Annotated in this window: 19 protein-coding genes; 11 read left to right on the plus strand and 8 right to left on the minus strand. The window is 62.8% G+C overall.

Going from position 1 to position 16,856, the window contains the following annotated elements; all coding sequences use genetic code 11:
- Window positions 1-266 precede the first annotated feature (266 nt).
- The 3 genes from V7N12_RS09240 to V7N12_RS09250 are packed head-to-tail and all read left to right on the plus strand — an operon-like array spanning window position 267 to window position 2,250.
- Window positions 267-620, plus strand: coding sequence for a YciI family protein (locus tag V7N12_RS09240; protein WP_333714214.1), 354 nt, complete (start codon window positions 267-269; stop codon window positions 618-620).
- A 6-nt stretch (window positions 621-626) separates the two neighbouring features.
- Window positions 627-1,859: an RNA polymerase sigma factor gene (locus V7N12_RS09245; protein WP_333714215.1), complete on the plus strand. Its 1,233-nt coding sequence runs from the start codon at window positions 627-629 to the stop codon at window positions 1,857-1,859.
- Window positions 1,860-1,878: 19 nt separating this feature from the next.
- The gene (locus V7N12_RS09250) at window positions 1,879-2,250 is read left to right on the plus strand and encodes a VOC family protein (RefSeq protein ID WP_333714216.1); all 372 of its coding nucleotides are present in this window, start codon (window positions 1,879-1,881) and stop codon (window positions 2,248-2,250) included.
- 87 nt (window positions 2,251-2,337) lie between these two features.
- On the opposite strand, the gene V7N12_RS09255 is transcribed toward V7N12_RS09250, so the two are convergent.
- On the minus strand, window positions 2,338-4,680 hold the full coding sequence (locus V7N12_RS09255; RefSeq protein WP_333714217.1) for a DNA topoisomerase IV subunit A: 2,343 nt from the start codon (window positions 4,678-4,680) through the stop codon (window positions 2,338-2,340).
- Window positions 4,681-4,784: 104 nt separating this feature from the next.
- Here V7N12_RS09255 and V7N12_RS09260 point away from each other — a divergent pair, with 104 nt between their 5' ends.
- From V7N12_RS09260 to V7N12_RS09280, 5 genes are all read left to right on the plus strand, one after another.
- Window positions 4,785-5,612, plus strand: a complete 828-nt coding sequence (locus tag V7N12_RS09260; RefSeq protein WP_333714219.1) for an SDR family NAD(P)-dependent oxidoreductase — start codon at window positions 4,785-4,787, stop codon at window positions 5,610-5,612.
- A gap of 59 nt (window positions 5,613-5,671) precedes the next feature.
- Entirely contained in the window at window positions 5,672-5,875 is a 204-nt protein-coding gene (locus V7N12_RS09265; RefSeq protein WP_333714220.1) for a twin transmembrane helix small protein, read from the plus strand.
- Window position 5,876: 1 nt separating this feature from the next.
- Entirely contained in the window at window positions 5,877-6,449 is a 573-nt protein-coding gene (locus tag V7N12_RS09270) for a cob(I)yrinic acid a,c-diamide adenosyltransferase (RefSeq protein ID WP_333714243.1), read from the plus strand.
- A 140-nt stretch (window positions 6,450-6,589) separates the two neighbouring features.
- Window positions 6,590-7,348: an electron transfer flavoprotein subunit beta/FixA family protein gene (locus V7N12_RS09275; protein ID WP_333714222.1), complete on the plus strand. Its 759-nt coding sequence runs from the start codon at window positions 6,590-6,592 to the stop codon at window positions 7,346-7,348.
- Complete coding sequence (locus V7N12_RS09280; RefSeq protein WP_333714223.1) at window positions 7,348-8,274, plus strand: FAD-binding protein; 927 nt, start codon at window positions 7,348-7,350, stop codon at window positions 8,272-8,274. Before V7N12_RS09275 ends, V7N12_RS09280 begins: the two co-directional genes overlap by 1 nt.
- Before the next feature lie 54 nt (window positions 8,275-8,328).
- Here V7N12_RS09280 and V7N12_RS09285 read toward each other — a convergent pair whose 3' ends face one another.
- Window positions 8,329-9,174, minus strand: coding sequence for a DUF6473 family protein (locus V7N12_RS09285; protein WP_333714225.1), 846 nt, complete (start codon window positions 9,172-9,174; stop codon window positions 8,329-8,331).
- A 156-nt stretch (window positions 9,175-9,330) separates the two neighbouring features.
- Between V7N12_RS09285 and V7N12_RS09290 the strand changes: the two genes are divergently transcribed.
- Complete coding sequence (locus V7N12_RS09290; RefSeq protein ID WP_333714227.1) at window positions 9,331-10,206, plus strand: 3-hydroxybutyryl-CoA dehydrogenase; 876 nt, start codon at window positions 9,331-9,333, stop codon at window positions 10,204-10,206.
- 194 nt (window positions 10,207-10,400) lie between these two features.
- Window positions 10,401-10,682 (plus strand): nuclear transport factor 2 family protein, encoded by a 282-nt coding sequence (locus tag V7N12_RS09295; RefSeq protein WP_333714228.1) that lies wholly within the window; start codon window positions 10,401-10,403, stop codon window positions 10,680-10,682.
- A 42-nt stretch (window positions 10,683-10,724) separates the two neighbouring features.
- On the opposite strand, the gene V7N12_RS09300 is transcribed toward V7N12_RS09295, so the two are convergent.
- The 6 genes from V7N12_RS09300 to V7N12_RS09325 are packed head-to-tail and all read right to left on the minus strand — an operon-like array spanning window position 10,725 to window position 15,190.
- Complete coding sequence (locus V7N12_RS09300; RefSeq protein WP_333714230.1) at window positions 10,725-10,994, minus strand: HPr family phosphocarrier protein; 270 nt, start codon at window positions 10,992-10,994, stop codon at window positions 10,725-10,727.
- Window positions 10,991-11,386, minus strand: coding sequence for a PTS sugar transporter subunit IIA (locus tag V7N12_RS09305; RefSeq protein WP_333714232.1), 396 nt, complete (start codon window positions 11,384-11,386; stop codon window positions 10,991-10,993). Before V7N12_RS09305 ends, V7N12_RS09300 begins: the two co-directional genes overlap by 4 nt.
- Complete coding sequence (rapZ, locus tag V7N12_RS09310; protein WP_333714244.1) at window positions 11,383-12,291, minus strand: RNase adapter RapZ; 909 nt, start codon at window positions 12,289-12,291, stop codon at window positions 11,383-11,385. Before rapZ ends, V7N12_RS09305 begins: the two co-directional genes overlap by 4 nt.
- A 2-nt stretch (window positions 12,292-12,293) precedes the next feature.
- Window positions 12,294-12,713: an HPr kinase/phosphorylase gene (locus tag V7N12_RS09315; protein ID WP_333714233.1), complete on the minus strand. Its 420-nt coding sequence runs from the start codon at window positions 12,711-12,713 to the stop codon at window positions 12,294-12,296.
- Between the two features lie 15 nt (window positions 12,714-12,728).
- The gene (locus V7N12_RS09320) at window positions 12,729-14,471 is read right to left on the minus strand and encodes a sensor histidine kinase (protein WP_333714234.1); all 1,743 of its coding nucleotides are present in this window, start codon (window positions 14,469-14,471) and stop codon (window positions 12,729-12,731) included.
- Window positions 14,472-14,488: 17 nt separating this feature from the next.
- Window positions 14,489-15,190 (minus strand): response regulator transcription factor, encoded by a 702-nt coding sequence (locus tag V7N12_RS09325; protein WP_333714236.1) that lies wholly within the window; start codon window positions 15,188-15,190, stop codon window positions 14,489-14,491.
- A gap of 297 nt (window positions 15,191-15,487) precedes the next feature.
- Here V7N12_RS09325 and V7N12_RS09330 point away from each other — a divergent pair.
- Window positions 15,488-16,856: phosphoenolpyruvate carboxykinase (locus V7N12_RS09330; RefSeq protein WP_333714237.1), on the plus strand; the 1,369-nt coding region annotated here is incomplete at its 3' end.

Here is a 16,856-nt window from a genome sequence, read left to right on the forward strand (position 1 = left end):
CAATCGTGCCGATGTTCACGTGCGGTTTGTTACGTTCAAACTTTGCCTTAGCCATTGCACAGGGCCCTTAATAATTGAGGGGCCAAAAATGGCCCGTTTCGACATCGCGGGCCATGTATTGGGAAACGAAAGGGAAATCAAGCCTCGGTGTCACGCATCCTGTCACCGCGAAATTTTTTCGGCGGCAAATGTCGATTTCGCGAGGGACCGTTCGTCTGATAATCAGGACGGCAATGGTGCCGGCCCGATATCCAAGGATGAACCCCATGCAGTATATGTGTTTGATCTACTCTGCCGAAGGCACGGGCCCGCAGCCCGGAACGCCCGAATTCGGCGCCTTCATGCAAGCCTACGGCGCCTTTACCGCCGAGATGCGCGAAACAGGGCGATTCATCGCCGGTGACGCGCTGCAATCCATCGCCACGGCGACCTGCGTGTCGGTGCGCGAGGGCAAGACCATCGCCACGGACGGCCCCTTTGCCGAAACCAAAGAGCAACTTGGCGGCTATTACCTGCTGGAGTGTGAAAACCTCGACGATGCGCTGGCGCAGGCGGCCAAGATCCCGACCGCGACCTATGGCCGAATCGAGGTCCGCCCGCTGGTCGTCTGGGACAACTGAGGCGACATGGCGCCCCCCTTTTCTTCGGACCGGACCATCGCGGCGCTTGTCCGCGAGGAATGGGGGCGCATCCTTGCCGCGCTCACCAAGGCCTTGGGCGATCTGCAACTGGCCGAGGATTGCCTGCAAGAGGCGGTCAGCCGTGCCCTTGTCCGCTGGCCCGAGACGGGCATCCCCGACAGCCCCGCCGCATGGCTGATCCGGACCGCCCGCAATGCCGCCATCGACCGCATCCGCCGCGAGACACACTTTGCCGCCGCCCTGCCCGAACTGACCCTGCTGGCCGAGACCGCCGCGGATGCAGCGGACCCCGAAGCAATCCCCGACAAACGGCTGGAGATGATCTTTACCTGCTGCCACCCCGCGCTGGAGGAAAAGACCCGCATCGCCCTGACATTGCGCACGCTGGGGGGCCTTTCGACCGAGGAAATCGCCGCCAGTTTTCTCGACACCCCCGAGGCGATGGCCCAGCGCCTTGTCCGCGCCAAGCGCAAGATCAGGGAGGCGCGCATCCCCTACCGCGTGCCGCAGGACGCCGACCTGCCCGCGCGGATGCAGGCCGTTCTGGTGGTCGTCTACCTGATCTTCGCGCAAGGCCATGGCGCCACCACCCCCAAGGCCGCCCAGCTTTCGGCCGAGGCGATCCGGCTGGGCCGCATCCTGCACGGTCTGCGCCCCGATGATCCCGAGGTCGCGGGGCTGCTGGCGCTGATGTTGCTGACCGACGCGCGCAAGGCAGGCCGCACCGATGCGAAGGGCGGCTTTCTGCCGCTGCAACACCAGAACCGCCGCCGCTGGGACCGCGCGCGTTGCGCCGAAGGCGACGCGCTGCTGCGGCGTACCCTTTCGCGGGGCAGGATCGGTCCCTACCAGCTTCAGGCCGCGATCAGCGCCTGCCACGCCACCAGTCCGACATGGGAGGCGACCGACTGGTCCGAGATCGCCGCGCTCTATGCCTTGCTGTCGCAGATGACACCGACGCCCGTGGTGCGGCTCAACCATGCGGTCGCCCTGTCCTATTGCGGGAAACTGGCCGAGGCCCTTGGCCGTGTCGCAGCCTTGCAAGACGACCCTGCCATGCGGGATTACCAGCCCTTTCACGCCGCCTTTGCCGATCTTGCCGCCCGCGCGGGCGATATTCCACTTGCCAGAACCCACTACGCAAGGGCCATCGCCCTGTCGTCCAGTCAGGTCGAAAGGTTGTTTTTGCACAAGGCAAGTGACAGTCTGGGACCGTGAAACAAGAAAAGGGACGGCCATGACGCTGGGTGCATTTTCCGTCAGCCTGAATGTCGCGGATATCGCGGCGTCCCAGGATTTCTACGGCAAGATCGGCTTCACGCAAATCGGCGGCGATGCCGATCAGGGCTGGCTGATCCTGCGGAACGGCAACACGATCATCGGTCTGTTTCAGGGCATGCTCGCGGCGAACACCCTGACCTTCAATCCGGGCTGGGACCAGCAGGCGCGCAACCTCGACGACTTCGAGGATATTCGCGACATCCAGCGGCGGCTCAAGGCGGAAGGCCTGACCTTCGTGGCAGAGGCCGACGAGACCACAAGCGGCCCGGCCAGCTTTATCCTGATGGACCCGGACGGCAATCCGGTGCTTTTCGACCAGCACCGGTGAATTCCGCATCCTAGCTGATCGCGCCTGCAATCCGTGAGGTGTCGATCCACCGGTTGGCGCAGGTCAGGCCGAGGTCAAAGGTGCCGTCTAGGCGAAACGGTTGGTCTTGGGGAACCCGTAGGGCGGGCGTTTTCCGACGCCGGCCCGCGCGCCTTTCCAGTCGGTCATGTCGGGTTCGGTGCGGGTCTTGCCGCCGCCCATCGGCCACGACAGCCCATCGGCCCAGTTGAACGTGGTCAGGTCCGACAAGCCGCCGTCCAGTTCCAGCATTCCCTGACGCCCTGCGGCTTTCTTGTATTTCTGGATGCGCACGCCCTTGCCGCGCGCCATTTCGGGCAGCTCTTCGACGGGGAACACCAAGAGCTTGGCGTTCTCGGACACCACCGCCACATGATCGCCCGCCACGACCTTGCAGATCTTGGCCACCGTATCCTTGACGTTCAGCACCTGCTTGCCCGCACGGGTCTGGGCCAGCACCTCGTCCGAGGCCACCACGAACCCGTCGCCTTCGTGGCTGGCGACGATCAGCTTTTCGCCGGGCTTGTGGATCAGGATATCCACGATCTCGACATCATTGGGCAGGTCGATCATCAGGCGCAGCGGTTCACCCATGCCGCGCCCGCCGGGCAGGTTGGTGGCGGCGACCGTGTAAAAGCGGCCGTTGGCACCGAAGACCAGCAGTTTGTCGGTCGTTTCGGCATGGAAGATGAAACGCGGCCCGTCGCCGTCCTTGAACTTCAGCTCGCGGTCGAGGTCGAGATGCCCCGTCATCGCCCGCACCCAGCCCATTCGGGAACAGACGACCGTCACCGGCTCGCGTTCGATCATCGCCTCCAGCGGCACCTCGACGATTTCCTCGGCCTCTTCGATCAGCGTGCGGCGGGCACCGCCTGCGCTTGATTTGCCGAACACCTTGCGGGTCTCGCGCAGCTGCTCAGCGATCCTGGCCCATTGCAGGTCTTCACTGTCCAGCAGGTCCCCGATCTCGGCGCGTTCCTTCAGCAGGGCGTCGCGTTCGGCGATCAACTCCAGCTCTTCGAGACGGCGCAAGGACCGCAGGCGCATGTTCAGGATCGCCTCGGCCTGCACCTCGGACAGCGAAACCTCGGGGTCGGCATCCGGTTTCAGCGGCGAGACATAATCCCGCTCCGAGGTCGCGCGGACATGATCGACCGCCCAATCCTCGGCCATCAGCGCGGCCTTTGGGTCGTCGTCATAGCGGATGATGTCGATCACGCGGTCCAGATGCAGAAAAGCGATGATGAAGCCTTCCAGCACCTCAAGCCGGTGGTCGATCTTGTCGAGACGATACCGGCTGCGGCGGATCAGCACCTCGCGGCGGTGGTCCAGAAAGGCGCGCAGCACCTCTTTCAGGGAACAGACCTTGGGTGTCACCCCGTCGATCAGCACGTTCATGTTCAGGCTGAACCGCGTCTCGAGGTCGGAATTGCGAAACAGCATCCCCATCATCACCTCGGGATCGACCGCGCGGGTGCGGGGTTCCAGCACGACGCGGATATCCTCGGCGCTTTCGTCGCGGACATCGGCCAGCAGGGGCACCTTCTTGGTCTGGATCACCTCGGCCAGCTTTTCGATCAGCTTGGACTTCTGCACCTGATAGGGGATCTCGGTGACGACGACCTGCCACTGGCCACGGCCCAGATCCTCGACCTGCCATTTCGCGCGCAGGCGGAACGACCCGCGACCGGTGCGATAGGCCTCGGCGATATTCTCTGGCGGTTCGACCAGCACGCCGCCGGTGGGGAAATCCGGGCCGGGGACATAGTCCAGCAAGGTCTCGTCCCGCGCATTGGGGGCCTTGATCAGATGCAGGCAGGCGCCGATCAATTCGTCCAGATTATGGGGCGGAATATTCGTGGCCATGCCCACCGCGATCCCGCTAGAGCCATTCGCCAGCAGGTTCGGGAAGGACCCGGGCAGGACAGCGGGCTCTTCCAGACGACCATCATAGTTGGGGCGGAAGTCGACGGCGTTCTCGGACAACCCTTCCAGCAGCGCCTCGGCGGCGGCGGTCATCCGCGCCTCGGTATAGCGGCTGGCGGCGGGGTTATCGCCGTCGATATTGCCGAAGTTCCCCTGCCCGTCGACCAGCGGATAGCGGACGTTGAAATCCTGCGCCAGACGCGCCATCGCGTCATAGATCGCGGCATCCCCGTGGGGGTGGAAATCCCCCATCGTGTCGCCGCTGATCTTGGCGGATTTCAGAAAACCGCCACTCGGCGACAGACGCAGCCGCGACATCGCATAGAGAATCCGGCGATGCACCGGCTTCAGCCCGTCGCGCGCATCCGGCAGGGCGCGGTGCATGATGGTGGACAGCGCATAGGTCAGATAGCGGTCGCCGATGGCGCGCCGCAGCGATTCCGTCACATCATTGGGGCCCAGTTCGGTGCCTGTCTCACTGCTCATGGCAGTGGTTTAGCGGCGCGGATTCATGGCGTAAAGCGGCTATCTTTCCGCCCCCGGGCCGCAAGAGGCTTGCGCGCTGCCCAGAGCCGCGCCAAGAAGCTGACATGACACAGAAATCCATCCTCATCACGGGCTGTTCGTCCGGCATCGGCTATGACGCGGCGCATGGGTTGCGGGCCAAGGGCTGGCGCGTCTTTGCAAGCTGCCGCAAGGCCGAAGACTGCGACCGGTTGCGCGCCGAAGGGTTCGACAGCCCGCTGATCGACTACCGCGACCATGCGACCCTGCGGTCCGGCCTCGAGGAAGTGCTGGCCGCGACGGGCGGCACGCTGGATGCGCTTTACAACAACGGCGCTTACGCCTGCCCGGGCGCGGTCGAGGACCTGCCGGTCGAAGCCTTGCGCGAAATCTTCGAAACCAATGTCTTCGGTTATCACGCATTGAACCGCATGGTGATCCCGGTGATGCGGGCGCAAGGACACGGGCGGATCATCAACTGCTCGTCCGTGCTGGGATTTGTCGGGCTGCGCTGGCGCGGGGCCTATGTCGCGACGAAATTCGCGCTCGAAGGGCTGACCGACGTGCTGCGGGTGGAAATGGCGGATACACCGATCAAGATCATCCTGATCGAGCCCGGACCCATCGCCGCCAGGATCCGCCAAAACGCGATCCCGCATTTCGAGAAATGGATCGACTGGAAGAACTCGGCCCGCAAGGACCAGTATCCCGAACTGATGAAGCGCCTTTACGAGGACACCGGCCCCGACCGGTTCCAGCTGCCCCCCAAGGCGGTGACGGCGAAGATCGCGCATGCGCTTTCGGTTCCCAATCCGCGCCCGCGCTACTACGTGACCTTCCCGACCTATCTGATGGGAACACTGCGGCGCATCCTGCCGACGCGCTGGCTTGATGCGGTCATTTTGCGGGTATAGGGTTTTCTTCCCCGATGACCCTGCTACATCGCGGTGAACACGTTTGAAGGACCAACATCATGGCGAGCGATCCGCTCTTCTGGCTGATGACCGTTTCCGTCCTGATCGTCCTTGGCATCCTGCTTTGGGGCGTCGGGACCTTCGGCAAGGGCGGTGACTACAACCGCAAACACGCCAACAAGATCATGCGCTGGCGGATCGGCGCGCAATTCGTGGCCGTGCTGCTGATCCTTCTGTTTGTCTACCTGCGGGGGAATGGCTGAGATGGTTGTCCTGAACAAGATCTACACCAAGACCGGCGACGACGGCGAGACCGCCCTCGGCAATGGCAGCCGCGTGGCCAAGCATTCCTTGCGGGTGTCATCCTACGGCACCGTGGATGAAACGAACGCCACTGTCGGCTTGGCCCGCCTGCATGCGGAGGGCGAAATCGACGCCCAGCTTGCGATGATCCAGAACGACCTTTTCGACCTTGGCGCGGACCTCTGCCGGCCCGACATGGAAAGGGACAGCGAGGCGGGATATCCCGTCCTGCGGATGACCGAAGGACAGGTCGCGCGGCTGGAATCCCAGATCGACGCAATGACCAAACTGGTGGAACCGCTGCGCAGCTTCATCCTGCCCGGTGGGTCGCCGCTGGCCGCGCACCTGCATCTGTGCCGGACAGTGTCACGCCGGGCCGAACGGCTGACGGTCGAACTGGCCACGATGGAATCGGTGAACCCCGCGGCGGTCAAATACCTCAACCGGCTGTCGGACTGGTTCTTTCAGGCCTCGCGGATCGCAAACGGGAACGGCACCAAGGATGTGCTGTGGATTCCCGGGGCGAACCGCTAACCGCCCGAACCTGACGTTCACGTCAAGAACGTGGCGTCCGTGACCCGCCCCGCGTCGATTTTGCACTGTTTTCGGTCCCTGCCCCGCGATAACAACGTTTCGAGAATGAAACAGAATAGATTCTTGGGAGAGATACGCACATGAAGGTCCTTGTACCCGTCAAGCGCGTGATCGACTACAACGTGAAGGTCCGCGTCAAGGCGGACGGTAGCGGTGTCGATCTTGCCAACGTCAAAATGTCGATGAACCCCTTCGACGAAATCGCCGTCGAAGAGGCGATCCGCCTGCGCGAAGCGGGCAAGGCCGAAGAAGTCGTCGCCGTGTCCATCGGCGTCAAACAGGCGCAGGAAACCCTGCGCACCGCGCTTGCCATGGGGGCCGACCGTGCGATCCTCGTGGTTGCCGCTGACGATGTGCACACCGATATCGAGCCTCTGGCCGTAGCCAAGATCCTTGCCGCCATCGTCAAGGAAGAAGCGCCCGGTCTGGTGCTCTGCGGCAAGCAGGCGATCGACAACGACATGAACGCAACCGGCCAGATGCTGTCGGCCCTGCTGGGCTGGAGCCAGGCGACCTTCGCCTCCGAATTGGACGTGGACGGCGAGCACGCCACCGTCACACGCGAAGTCGATGGCGGGTTGCAGACCATCAAGGTGAAACTGCCGACCATCGTCACCGTGGATTTGCGCCTGAACGAGCCGCGCTATGCCTCCTTGCCGAACATCATGAAGGCGAAGAAAAAGCCGCTGGATGAAAAGACACCGGCAGATTACGGCGTCGATGTCGCGCCGCGCCTGACCATCGTCAAAACGACCGAGCCCGAGGCCCGCAAGGCCGGGATCATCGTGAAATCAGTGGATGAACTTGTCGAGAAACTCAAAGAAGCGGGGGCTGTGTAATGGCTGTTCTTCTGATTGCCGATGTGACGAATGGCCAGTTGTCGACCGACGCGGTGGCCAAGACCCTGACCGCTGTCGCGCCTCTGGGTGACGTGCATGTGCTGGTTGCCGGACAAGGCGGTGACGCCGCCGCTGCCGAAGCCGCGACACTGACCGGTGTCGCCAAGGTGCTTTTCGCCGAGGACCACGGCTTTTGTCACACGCTGGCCGAGCCGGTGGCCGACCTGATCGTCGAGCTTGCCGGCGATTACACGCATATCGTGGCACCCGGCACGTCGGACGCAAAGAACGTCCTGCCGCGGGTCGCGGCCAAGCTGGACGTCATGATGATCTCGGAAGTGACCGCGATCGTCGATGGCGAAACGTTCGAGCGTCCGATCTACGCAGGCAACGCGATCCAGACCGTCAAAACGGGGGACGCAAGGAAAGTCATGACGATCCGCACCGCCGGTTTCGATGCGGCTGCCGCTGGCGGGTCCGCATCGGTCGAAAAGATCGGCAATGCGGCGAACGCGGGCCTGTCCGAATGGGTCGAAGACAAGGTCGCCGCCTCTGACCGCCCTGAACTCACCTCGGCCGGGGTTGTTGTCTCGGGTGGGCGTGGCGTCGGTTCCGAAGCCGACTTTGCCCTGATCGAGAAACTGGCCGACAAGCTGGGTGCCGCTGTCGGCGCATCGCGCGCCGCCGTTGACAGTGGCTATGCCCCGAACGACTGGCAGGTGGGTCAGACCGGCAAGGTGGTCGCGCCTGATCTTTACGTCGCCGTCGGCATCTCGGGTGCGATCCAGCACCTTGCGGGGATGAAGGACAGCAAGGTCATCGTCGCGATCAACAAGGACGAAGAGGCCCCGATCTTTCAGGTGGCAGACTACGGTCTGGTCGCCGATCTGTTCGAGGCCGTGCCGGAACTGACAGACAAGATCTGACCGGATCGACCACGCGATCACAAAGGCCCGCGCACCCCGCGCGGGCCTTTTGCGTCAAAGCGCATAGAGCCTTTCACGCAGCACCGGAATAAGCTGCTGTGCCGCCTCTCGGTGGCAGGCGGGGCCCAGCATTTCCATCGCCGCCTGACGTTGCGACGGGGGATAGACCATTTCCTTGATCCCTTCCGACAGCGCCTCGCGTGAGGGGACAACCTCAAGCACATCGCGCACCATCGGGCGCAAGCCTTCGATCATCGACTGCGTGATGAACAGCGGTTCGGCCTGCAGGTGATTGGGGTGCTGCGACCAGCGCTGATCCGAAAGCGGCCCATCCGAGAACCACATCAGGATGACGTTCTCGCCAATGGCGCCCAGCAGGGTCCGCATCCGCGCCAGCCAGGCATCGCGCAATTCACCCACCACCGTTTCGAACCGTTCGATCGAGGTGGCGTGCAGCACGCCCAGCATATGCCGCGTAAAAGCAAAATCGGAAAAATCCACGTCGTGATAGATCGCCTCGAGCACGGTCGAGGCGCGCAGAAACCGGTCATTGCGGCGCGGGTGGACGGAATAGAACCTGTTGGACAGCACATTCGCGCCCATGACCTGCACCACCGTCATTTCCGCACCCCGGCAGACATCCAGCACCGCCGGATCGCCGAGGAAGGCATCGATGCCGCCGTTCACGCAGCCAAGGTTCACGCAAGGCTGCCGCATCGCCTGTTCCACCAACATCGGGAACGGACGCTTGATGAACTTGCCATAGGTCGCCGTGCTGCCCAGAAAGGCAAGATAAGGCTGATCGAGCCTTTTGCGCGGCCCCCGGAACAACATGCGCGAATCGCCATAGCGGCAGGGCGCGTAGCTTAGCCCCTCTTCTTCGATCTGGTCTTGTTTCACGTCAGCCCCCGTTTGTCGGAATTCCGCATCAGCATCGGGCAAGAGGTTTGACAAAATCCTAACACCTGCCGCGATGCAGCCTTTTCGCGGCCGTTGCGTCTTGAAGCTGCCCTGCCCAAATGCCTATGCTGCGGCAGATCACGAAGGAAACAGCGCATGGCAATTCAATCGGTGGGCATCGTCGGGGCCGGTCAGATGGGCAACGGCATCGCGCATGTCTTTGCGCTGGCGGGCTACGAGGTGCTGCTCAACGATATCAGCGAAGACGCCATCGCCGCCGCCATCGCGCTGATCGACAGCAACATGGACCGGCAGGTCGGCAAGGGGCTGATCACCGAAACCGCCAAGGCCGAGGCGCTGGCCCGCATCGGATCGACCCGGAAACTGACCGATCTGGGCCAGACCGACCTGATCATCGAGGCCGCGACCGAGCGCGAGACGATCAAGACCGCCATCTTCGAAGACCTCGTCCCGCATCTGAAGCCGGACACGATCCTGACCTCGAACACCTCGTCCATCTCGATCACGCGGCTGGCCTCGCGCACGGACCGGCCCGAGAAATTCATGGGGTTCCACTTCATGAACCCCGTGCCGATCATGCAGCTGGTCGAACTGATCCGCGGCATCGCCACCGACGAAGAGACCTTCAGGGCCTGCCATGAAGTGGTCGAACGTCTGGGCAAGACATCCGCCACCGCCGAGGATTTCCCCGCCTTCATCGTCAACCGCATCCTGATGCCGATGATCAACGAGGCGATCTATACGCTCTATGAAGGTGTGGGGTCCGTGCAGTCCATCGACACCTCGCTGAAACTGGGGGCCAACCACCCGATGGGGCCGCTGGAACTGGCCGATTTCATCGGGCTGGACACCTGCCTTGCGATCATGAACGTGCTGCACGACGGTCTGGCCGACACCAAATACCGCCCCTGCCCGCTGCTGACGAAATACGTCGAAGCCGGCTGGCTGGGCCGCAAGACCAAGCGCGGGTTCTACGACTACAGGGGCGAGGTGCCCGTGCCGACACGGTAGGGGGTGCTTTTGCGGCGCAGTGCGGGTCTGTGCATGCGCGGCGGATGAAGGGTTTGAACCCATGTTGACCGCCCGAATGTCGGCCTCATGCCAAGACCCAGCAAAACGGGGAGGGGAAGTTGACGCAAATTCATGGGAGTAGGGATTGTGGGAATTCCCCCAAGAACCTGTTCGTTCAGGATGTCTCTGTCGCCATGGAACGTGGAGAAGCAATGCCAGAGGCATTCAGCCAGGATGTGACGTGGGAGCATCCTGAAACTCGGCTGATCTCGGGAAAGAACGCTCTTCTTGAGCATATTGCATCTCGACCCGAACCCACCTCGATCAAGGTTCTGCACGCTATTTCGCACGGTAAGGTCGGTGCCGCGAACGGCGAAGTGACGTTGGCGAACGGGGATACGCGACGCTTCTGCCATGTCTTCGAGTTTACAAATACCAAGGCAAACTGCATTTCAGCCATCAAACGCTACGGCTGATCAAGCCATTGGCAGCTTCGTCCCGTCAACCCGCCTTTCCCGTCAGTCGCCTTCGCCGAACTTGTCGTTCACCAGATTCTCGATCGCCTCGGCCAGTTCCTCGGCCTGCGGGCCGCTGGTTTCGACCTCGATATACGTTCCGATCGACGCGGCCAGCATCAACAGGCCCATGATGCTGTCGCCACTGCTGGTCTCGCCGTCCTTGCTGACCTTCGCGTCGGCATCGAAGGCCTCGACCACCTCGACCAGCTTGGCCGAGGCGCGGGCGTGCAGGCCCTTGATGTTCTGGATCCGAAGCCGCCGCATCGTCATCTGGGAAGTCCGCCTTGATGGCTGTTGATATATTTATGCGCCGCTGCAATCGCCGCATCCACAGCATCCGGCACCGAGAGATGGCGCGTTTTCGCCAGCTTGATCAGCATCGGCAGATTGGCCCCATAGAGGATACGGCGATTTTCCGGGCTACAGGCCCGCAGGGACAGGTTCGTGGGCGAACCGCCGAACATATCGGTCACGATCACCACACCGTCGCCGGTGTCCACCGCATCGGCGGCATCGCAGATCTCGTCCTGTTTGGCGGCGCGGTCGTCTTCGGGGCCGATCTTGATGCTGACCATCCCGGGCTGGGGACCGACGACATGTTCGACCGCTGCGAGGTATTCCTCGGCCAACCTGCCATGCGCCACGATCACGATACCGATCAACCGTTGTGTTCCTTACTCACCTGCGCCGCAATACGTTCCAGCTCGCGATGCCGTTTAGACACATGCCAGCCTGCTTGTGCAAGGGCTTCCGCCATCTGTTCGGTGATCGCCACCGACCTGTGACGCCCGCCGGTGCAGCCGAACCCGACCGAGAAATGCGCCTTGCCCTCTTCGCGATAGGCGGGCAGCAGCAGTTCCAGCAAAGACCGCGTCTGATCAAAAAACGCCGCGAAACGCGCGTCCCCCGAGACGTAGGCCGCAACCCGCGCGTCATGACCGTCGAGGGGGCGCAATGCGGCGTCCCAATGCGGATTGCGCAGAAAGCGGCAGTCCAGCACCATATCAAGGCCGCGCGGCAAGCCGCGTTTGTAGGAAAACGACTGGATGCTGACGGCAAGCTGTCCCACCTCGCCGGTGGCGAACCAGCGCCCGATTTCGGCCTTCAGGTCATGCGGCGAATAACCGTCGGTGTTGATCAGGATGTCCGCCTTGGCGCGCACATCGGTCAGCATGGCGCGTTCCTTGGTGATCCCTTCCAGCGGCGTGCCATCAGGGGCAAGCGGGTGGCGCCGCCGCGTTTCGGAATAGCGCTGGACCAGCGCGTCCTCGCTGGCGTCAAGGTATAGAACCTGTGCCAGCGTTCCGGCGCGGCGTGTCAGTTCCGCGATGCTTTCGGCCAGCGCCGAGACGCCGAAATCGCGGTTGCGCACGTCAAGACCCAACGCCAGCGGGCGCTCGGGCGGGGGGCCGTCCAGCAGGCGGGGCAACAGTGACAGGGGCAGGTTGTCGATCACCTCGTAGCCCAGATCCTCGAGCGCGCGGATCGCCGTGGACCGGCCCGCACCCGAAGGGCCGGTGACCAACACCACGCCGGGCGTCACACGCGCTGTCCCAGATTTCGGCATGTTCATCGCTCGCTCCAACCGGCCTTGAGCAACTGCAAAAGTGCTGCCTGCCAGTGTGGGGTTTCTCCACGACAGATCAAGGGCAGGTCGCATCCCATCAGCGTGATAGAGTGTCGCTGTGGCAATCGCGCCTGTTCGGTCCGGTCCAGATCGACGACGCAGACGACCCGCGCACGGGCCACGTGATCGGCCTTCAGGATGCCGATCCCGCGCGCCTCGATCAGCCCGGCGATGGTCGCCACCGGTGTCACCTCCAGTCGGCCATCCACAACCTGCAACCGCAGGCGGTCATCCCCGACCAGATCGCAGCCCAGCGCCATCAGCGCCAGCGCCAGATCGGACTTGCCCGCCCCCGAAGCGCCCATGATCAAAAGCGCCCGCCCCTGCCAGCTGACCGCCGAGGCATGGAGGGTGTCGGACATCGGAACGGGCTGAGACTAAAGCGGCAGACCCACCACAAACCGCGCTCCCAGCGGCTCGGATGTGGGATCGGCGGTTGTCGGACGGATATTCTCGGCCCAGATCACGCCGCCATGGGCCTCGACGATCTGTTTCGAGATCGCAAGACCAAGGCCAGAGTTGTTGCCGAACTGACCAGAGGGGCGCTCGGAATAGAAGCGCTGGAAGATCTTGGTCAGCGAGCCTTCGGGGATGCCCGGGCCGGTATCCTCGACCACCGCCAGCACGCGATTCTGCCGGGTCCGCGCCCAAAGACGGATCGCGTCGCCATCCTCGCAGAAGGAAATCGCGTTGGTGATCAGGTTGACGAAGACCTGCGCCATGCGCCCTTCCAGCCCCTGCACCATGATCGGCGTGCTGGGCAGGTCGGCGACAAACTCGACCCCGCGCAAACGGGCCTCCTTGCCAAGGAATTCGACGATGTTGTTCAGCATCTTGACGAGGTCGAAGGCCTCTTCCTCTTCCATCACCAGCTCGCTGTCGAGGCGCGAGGCGTTCGAGATATCGCTGACCAGACGGTCAAGGCGTTTCACGTCGTGTTCGATCACCTCCAGCAGCTTTTCGCGCTGGTCGTCACGGCGGGCCACGCGCATCGTGCCGACCGCGGACCGCAGCGAGGCCAGCGGGTTCTTGATCTCATGCGCTACATCCGCGGCGAATTGTTCGTTGCTCTCGATCCGTTCATAGAGCGCGCGCACCATCCGGCGCAGCGAACCGGACAGGCGGCCGATCTCGTCGGGGCGCGCGGTGAAGTCGGGGATCCGCACACGCTTGGGCGACAGTTTCCTTGCGTTGCGTTCCTGCGTGGCTTCGGCGGAGGTGGCAAGCTGCGCCAGCGGGTTGGCGATGGTCGAGGCCAGCACAAGACTAAGGCCGATGCTGACCAGCACACCCACCATGAAAAGGCGCAGGTATTGTTCGCGCTCGCGCTTGACGAGGTTGGCAACCTCGCCCGCGGCGGTGGTCACGGCGACGACACCGACGGCCACGTCATTGCGCAGGATGGGCGTGACGACGATAAAGCTGGTGTCGCCGGCGACCTCGGCCGCGATCAGGCGCGTTCCCTGTTCAAGCGCAAGCGGCGCATTGCTTTGCGCCAGATCGAAGAGCGTCGGCAGGGTTGCCGGATCGGCGGCGAAGGGGGCGGTGATCACATTCGTGATGCCGTTCCAGATCCCGCTCAGGAAGTCCGTGATCGTGGTCTCGCCGGTCCGCTCGTCCAGGGCGGCGGTCTCGGCCGCGCTCATCTGGCCCTGACGGCGGGCGATGACACTGCCGTCCATGGCGAAGACCGCAACCTCGACCCCGCCGCGCAGCGTCAACCCCGCCAGCGTCTGCGCGGCATTGATGCCGTCCGCGGTCGCGATATTGACGGGGGCAAGCGCGGGAAGCTGCGCTTCGAACACATCGGCAATCAACTGTGCCTCGTTCACCAGCCCATTGGCGCGCTGGAAGGCCAGACTGTCGCGCGACGGGCTGAGATAGAGCACGCCCGCAATCAGCAGAATCAGGGCGATCAGGTTGAAGATGACGATCTTGCGGGCAATCGCCGAATTCCGCAGCGCCAGAATCCGACCGAGCCGGCCGATCCGCGCGTCTTCTTCCCCGTCCTCGACGATTTCGGGGTTGACCCAGTCTTCGCCAAGCAAAAGATCGGGGGTCTGCGCAGCACGCCGCACAGATTTAAGGTCGCGCACATCTATCTTGGGCGCTGCCGTCATGCCTTACTCTTCACTTTTCACTCTTCGTTGTAGCGATACCCGATACCGTACAGCGTCTCGATCGCCGAAAACTCTTCATCCGCATTCCGCATCTTCTTGCGCAGCCGCTTGATATGGCTGTCGATGGTGCGGTCGTCCACATAGACCTGATCGTCATAGGCCACATCCATCAGCTGATCGCGGCTTTTCACGAAGCCGGGGCGCTGGGCCAGCGCCTGCAACAGCAGGAATTCGGTCACCGTCAGGGATACGTCTCTCCCCTTCCATTTCACTGCATGGCGCAGCGGATCCATTACCAACTCACCGCGGACCATCACCTTGGTCTCTTCGGTCTCTTCGATGTCTTCCCCGGCGATCGCGTCCTGACGACGCAAGAGCGCACGGATTCGTTCCACCAATAGACGCTGTGAAAATGGCTTTTTTACGTAATCATCCGCGCCCATTCTAAGGCCGAGCACTTCATCGATCTCGTCATCCTTCGAGGTCAGGAAAATGATCGGCATCGCGGTCTTCTGGCGCAGGCGCTGCAACAGGTCCATGCCGTCCATGCGCGGCATCTTGATGTCCAGCACCGCCATGTCCGGCATACGCTTGTTGAAGGCATCCAAAGCGGACTGGCCATCGTTATAAGTCTCGACCTCAAAGCCCTCCGCCTCGAGCGTCATGGCCACGCTCGTCAGGATATTCCGGTCGTCATCGACAAGAGCAATTCTGGACATTCAATGTTTCCCTGATAGCTGAATGGCTTATACTTCGATATGCGCACAATTGTTGAGTGTTTTGAAGAACCGAATCAACACTTAACAACGCACCCGCCACAAAAATGCCATAATTGGCCGATTTTCGCCGCTTCCCATGGCAAACTTGCTGCATCCTGCCAAGGGCTCTCGGATGGTTGCGCTAACATGAATTTGGTTGCGCTAACTGTTGGAATGAAGGCTACCAGCCTTTGAAAACTTGGTGCAAAAGAGTGGTCTATCGCAGGCCATCCCGGCCTGCCGCAGAGGAGCGAGACAATGGACCACGGCACGGTCAACCCATCGATGAAGCTTGAACACCAAGGCATCACGGGGCTCGCTTATGTCTATTACAACCGCTCCGAGGCTGAATTGCAGGAAGCCGCCGTCGCCGCCGGTGAGGGTGTCAACGGCAAGGGCGGGACGCTGCTTGTGACCACGGGCAAGCACACGGGGCGGTCCCCCAAGGACAAGTTCGTCGTCAAGACGCCCGAGGTCGCGGAGACGATCTGGTGGGACAACAACCCGCCGATGGACCCCGCGAAATTCGACGTGCTTTACGCCGACATGCTGGCGCATATGAAGGGCGGCAGCTACGACGTGCAGGACCTTTTCGGCGGGGCCGACCCTGCGCATCGTCTGGACGTGCGGGTGATCACCGAACTTGCCTGGCATGGCCTGTTCATCCGGCACCTGCTGCGCCGCCCGGATGCGGCGGAACTGGCAACCTTCACCCCCGATTTCACCGTCATCAACTGCCCCAGCTTCAAGGCCGATCCCGCAAAGCACGGCTGCCGGTCCGAGACGGTGATCGCGCTGAACTTCGCGCGCAAGCTGATCCTGATCGGCGGCACAGAATACGCAGGGGAAAACAAGAAGTCGGTCTTCACCCTGCTGAATTACCTGCTGCCCGAGAAAGGCATCATGCCGATGCACTGCTCGGCCAACCACGCGCCGGGCAATCCCGTTGATACCGCCGTCTTCTTCGGCCTGTCGGGCACCGGCAAGACCACGCTCTCGGCCGATCCGACCCGCATCTTGATCGGCGACGACGAACACGGCTGGTCCGAGCGCGGCACCTTCAACTTCGAGGGCGGATGCTATGCCAAGACCATCGGCCTGAACCCCGAGGCCGAGCCGGACATCTACGCGACCTGCACGATGCCGCACACGGTGATCGAGAACATGGTCCATGATCCCGAAACGCTGGCGCTGGATTTCAACGACGACAGCCTGACAGCGAACATGCGGTGTGCCTATCCGCTGCACTTCATCCCCAACGCGTCCGAGACGGCGCTGGGCGGGCACCCCAAGAACATCATCATGCTGACCTGTGACGCCTTCGGCGTGCTGCCGCCCATCGCGCGGCTGACACCGGCGCAGGCGATGTATCACTTCCTGTCGGGCTTCACCTCCAAGGTCGCGGGCACTGAGCGTGGCGTAACCGAGCCGGAACCGACCTTCAGCACCTGTTTCGGCGCGCCCTTCATGCCGCGCCGCCCCGAGGTTTACGGCAACCTGCTGCGCCAGAAGATCGCCAGCCACGGCGCCACCTGCTGGCTGGTCAATACCGGCTGGACAGGCGGTGCCTATGGCACCGGCAGCCGGATGCCGATAAAGGCCACCCGCGCACTGCTGTCCGCCGCGC

It is taken from the genome of Yoonia sp. (assembly GCF_036770585.1).
GTDB lineage: Bacteria > Pseudomonadota > Alphaproteobacteria > Rhodobacterales > Rhodobacteraceae > Yoonia.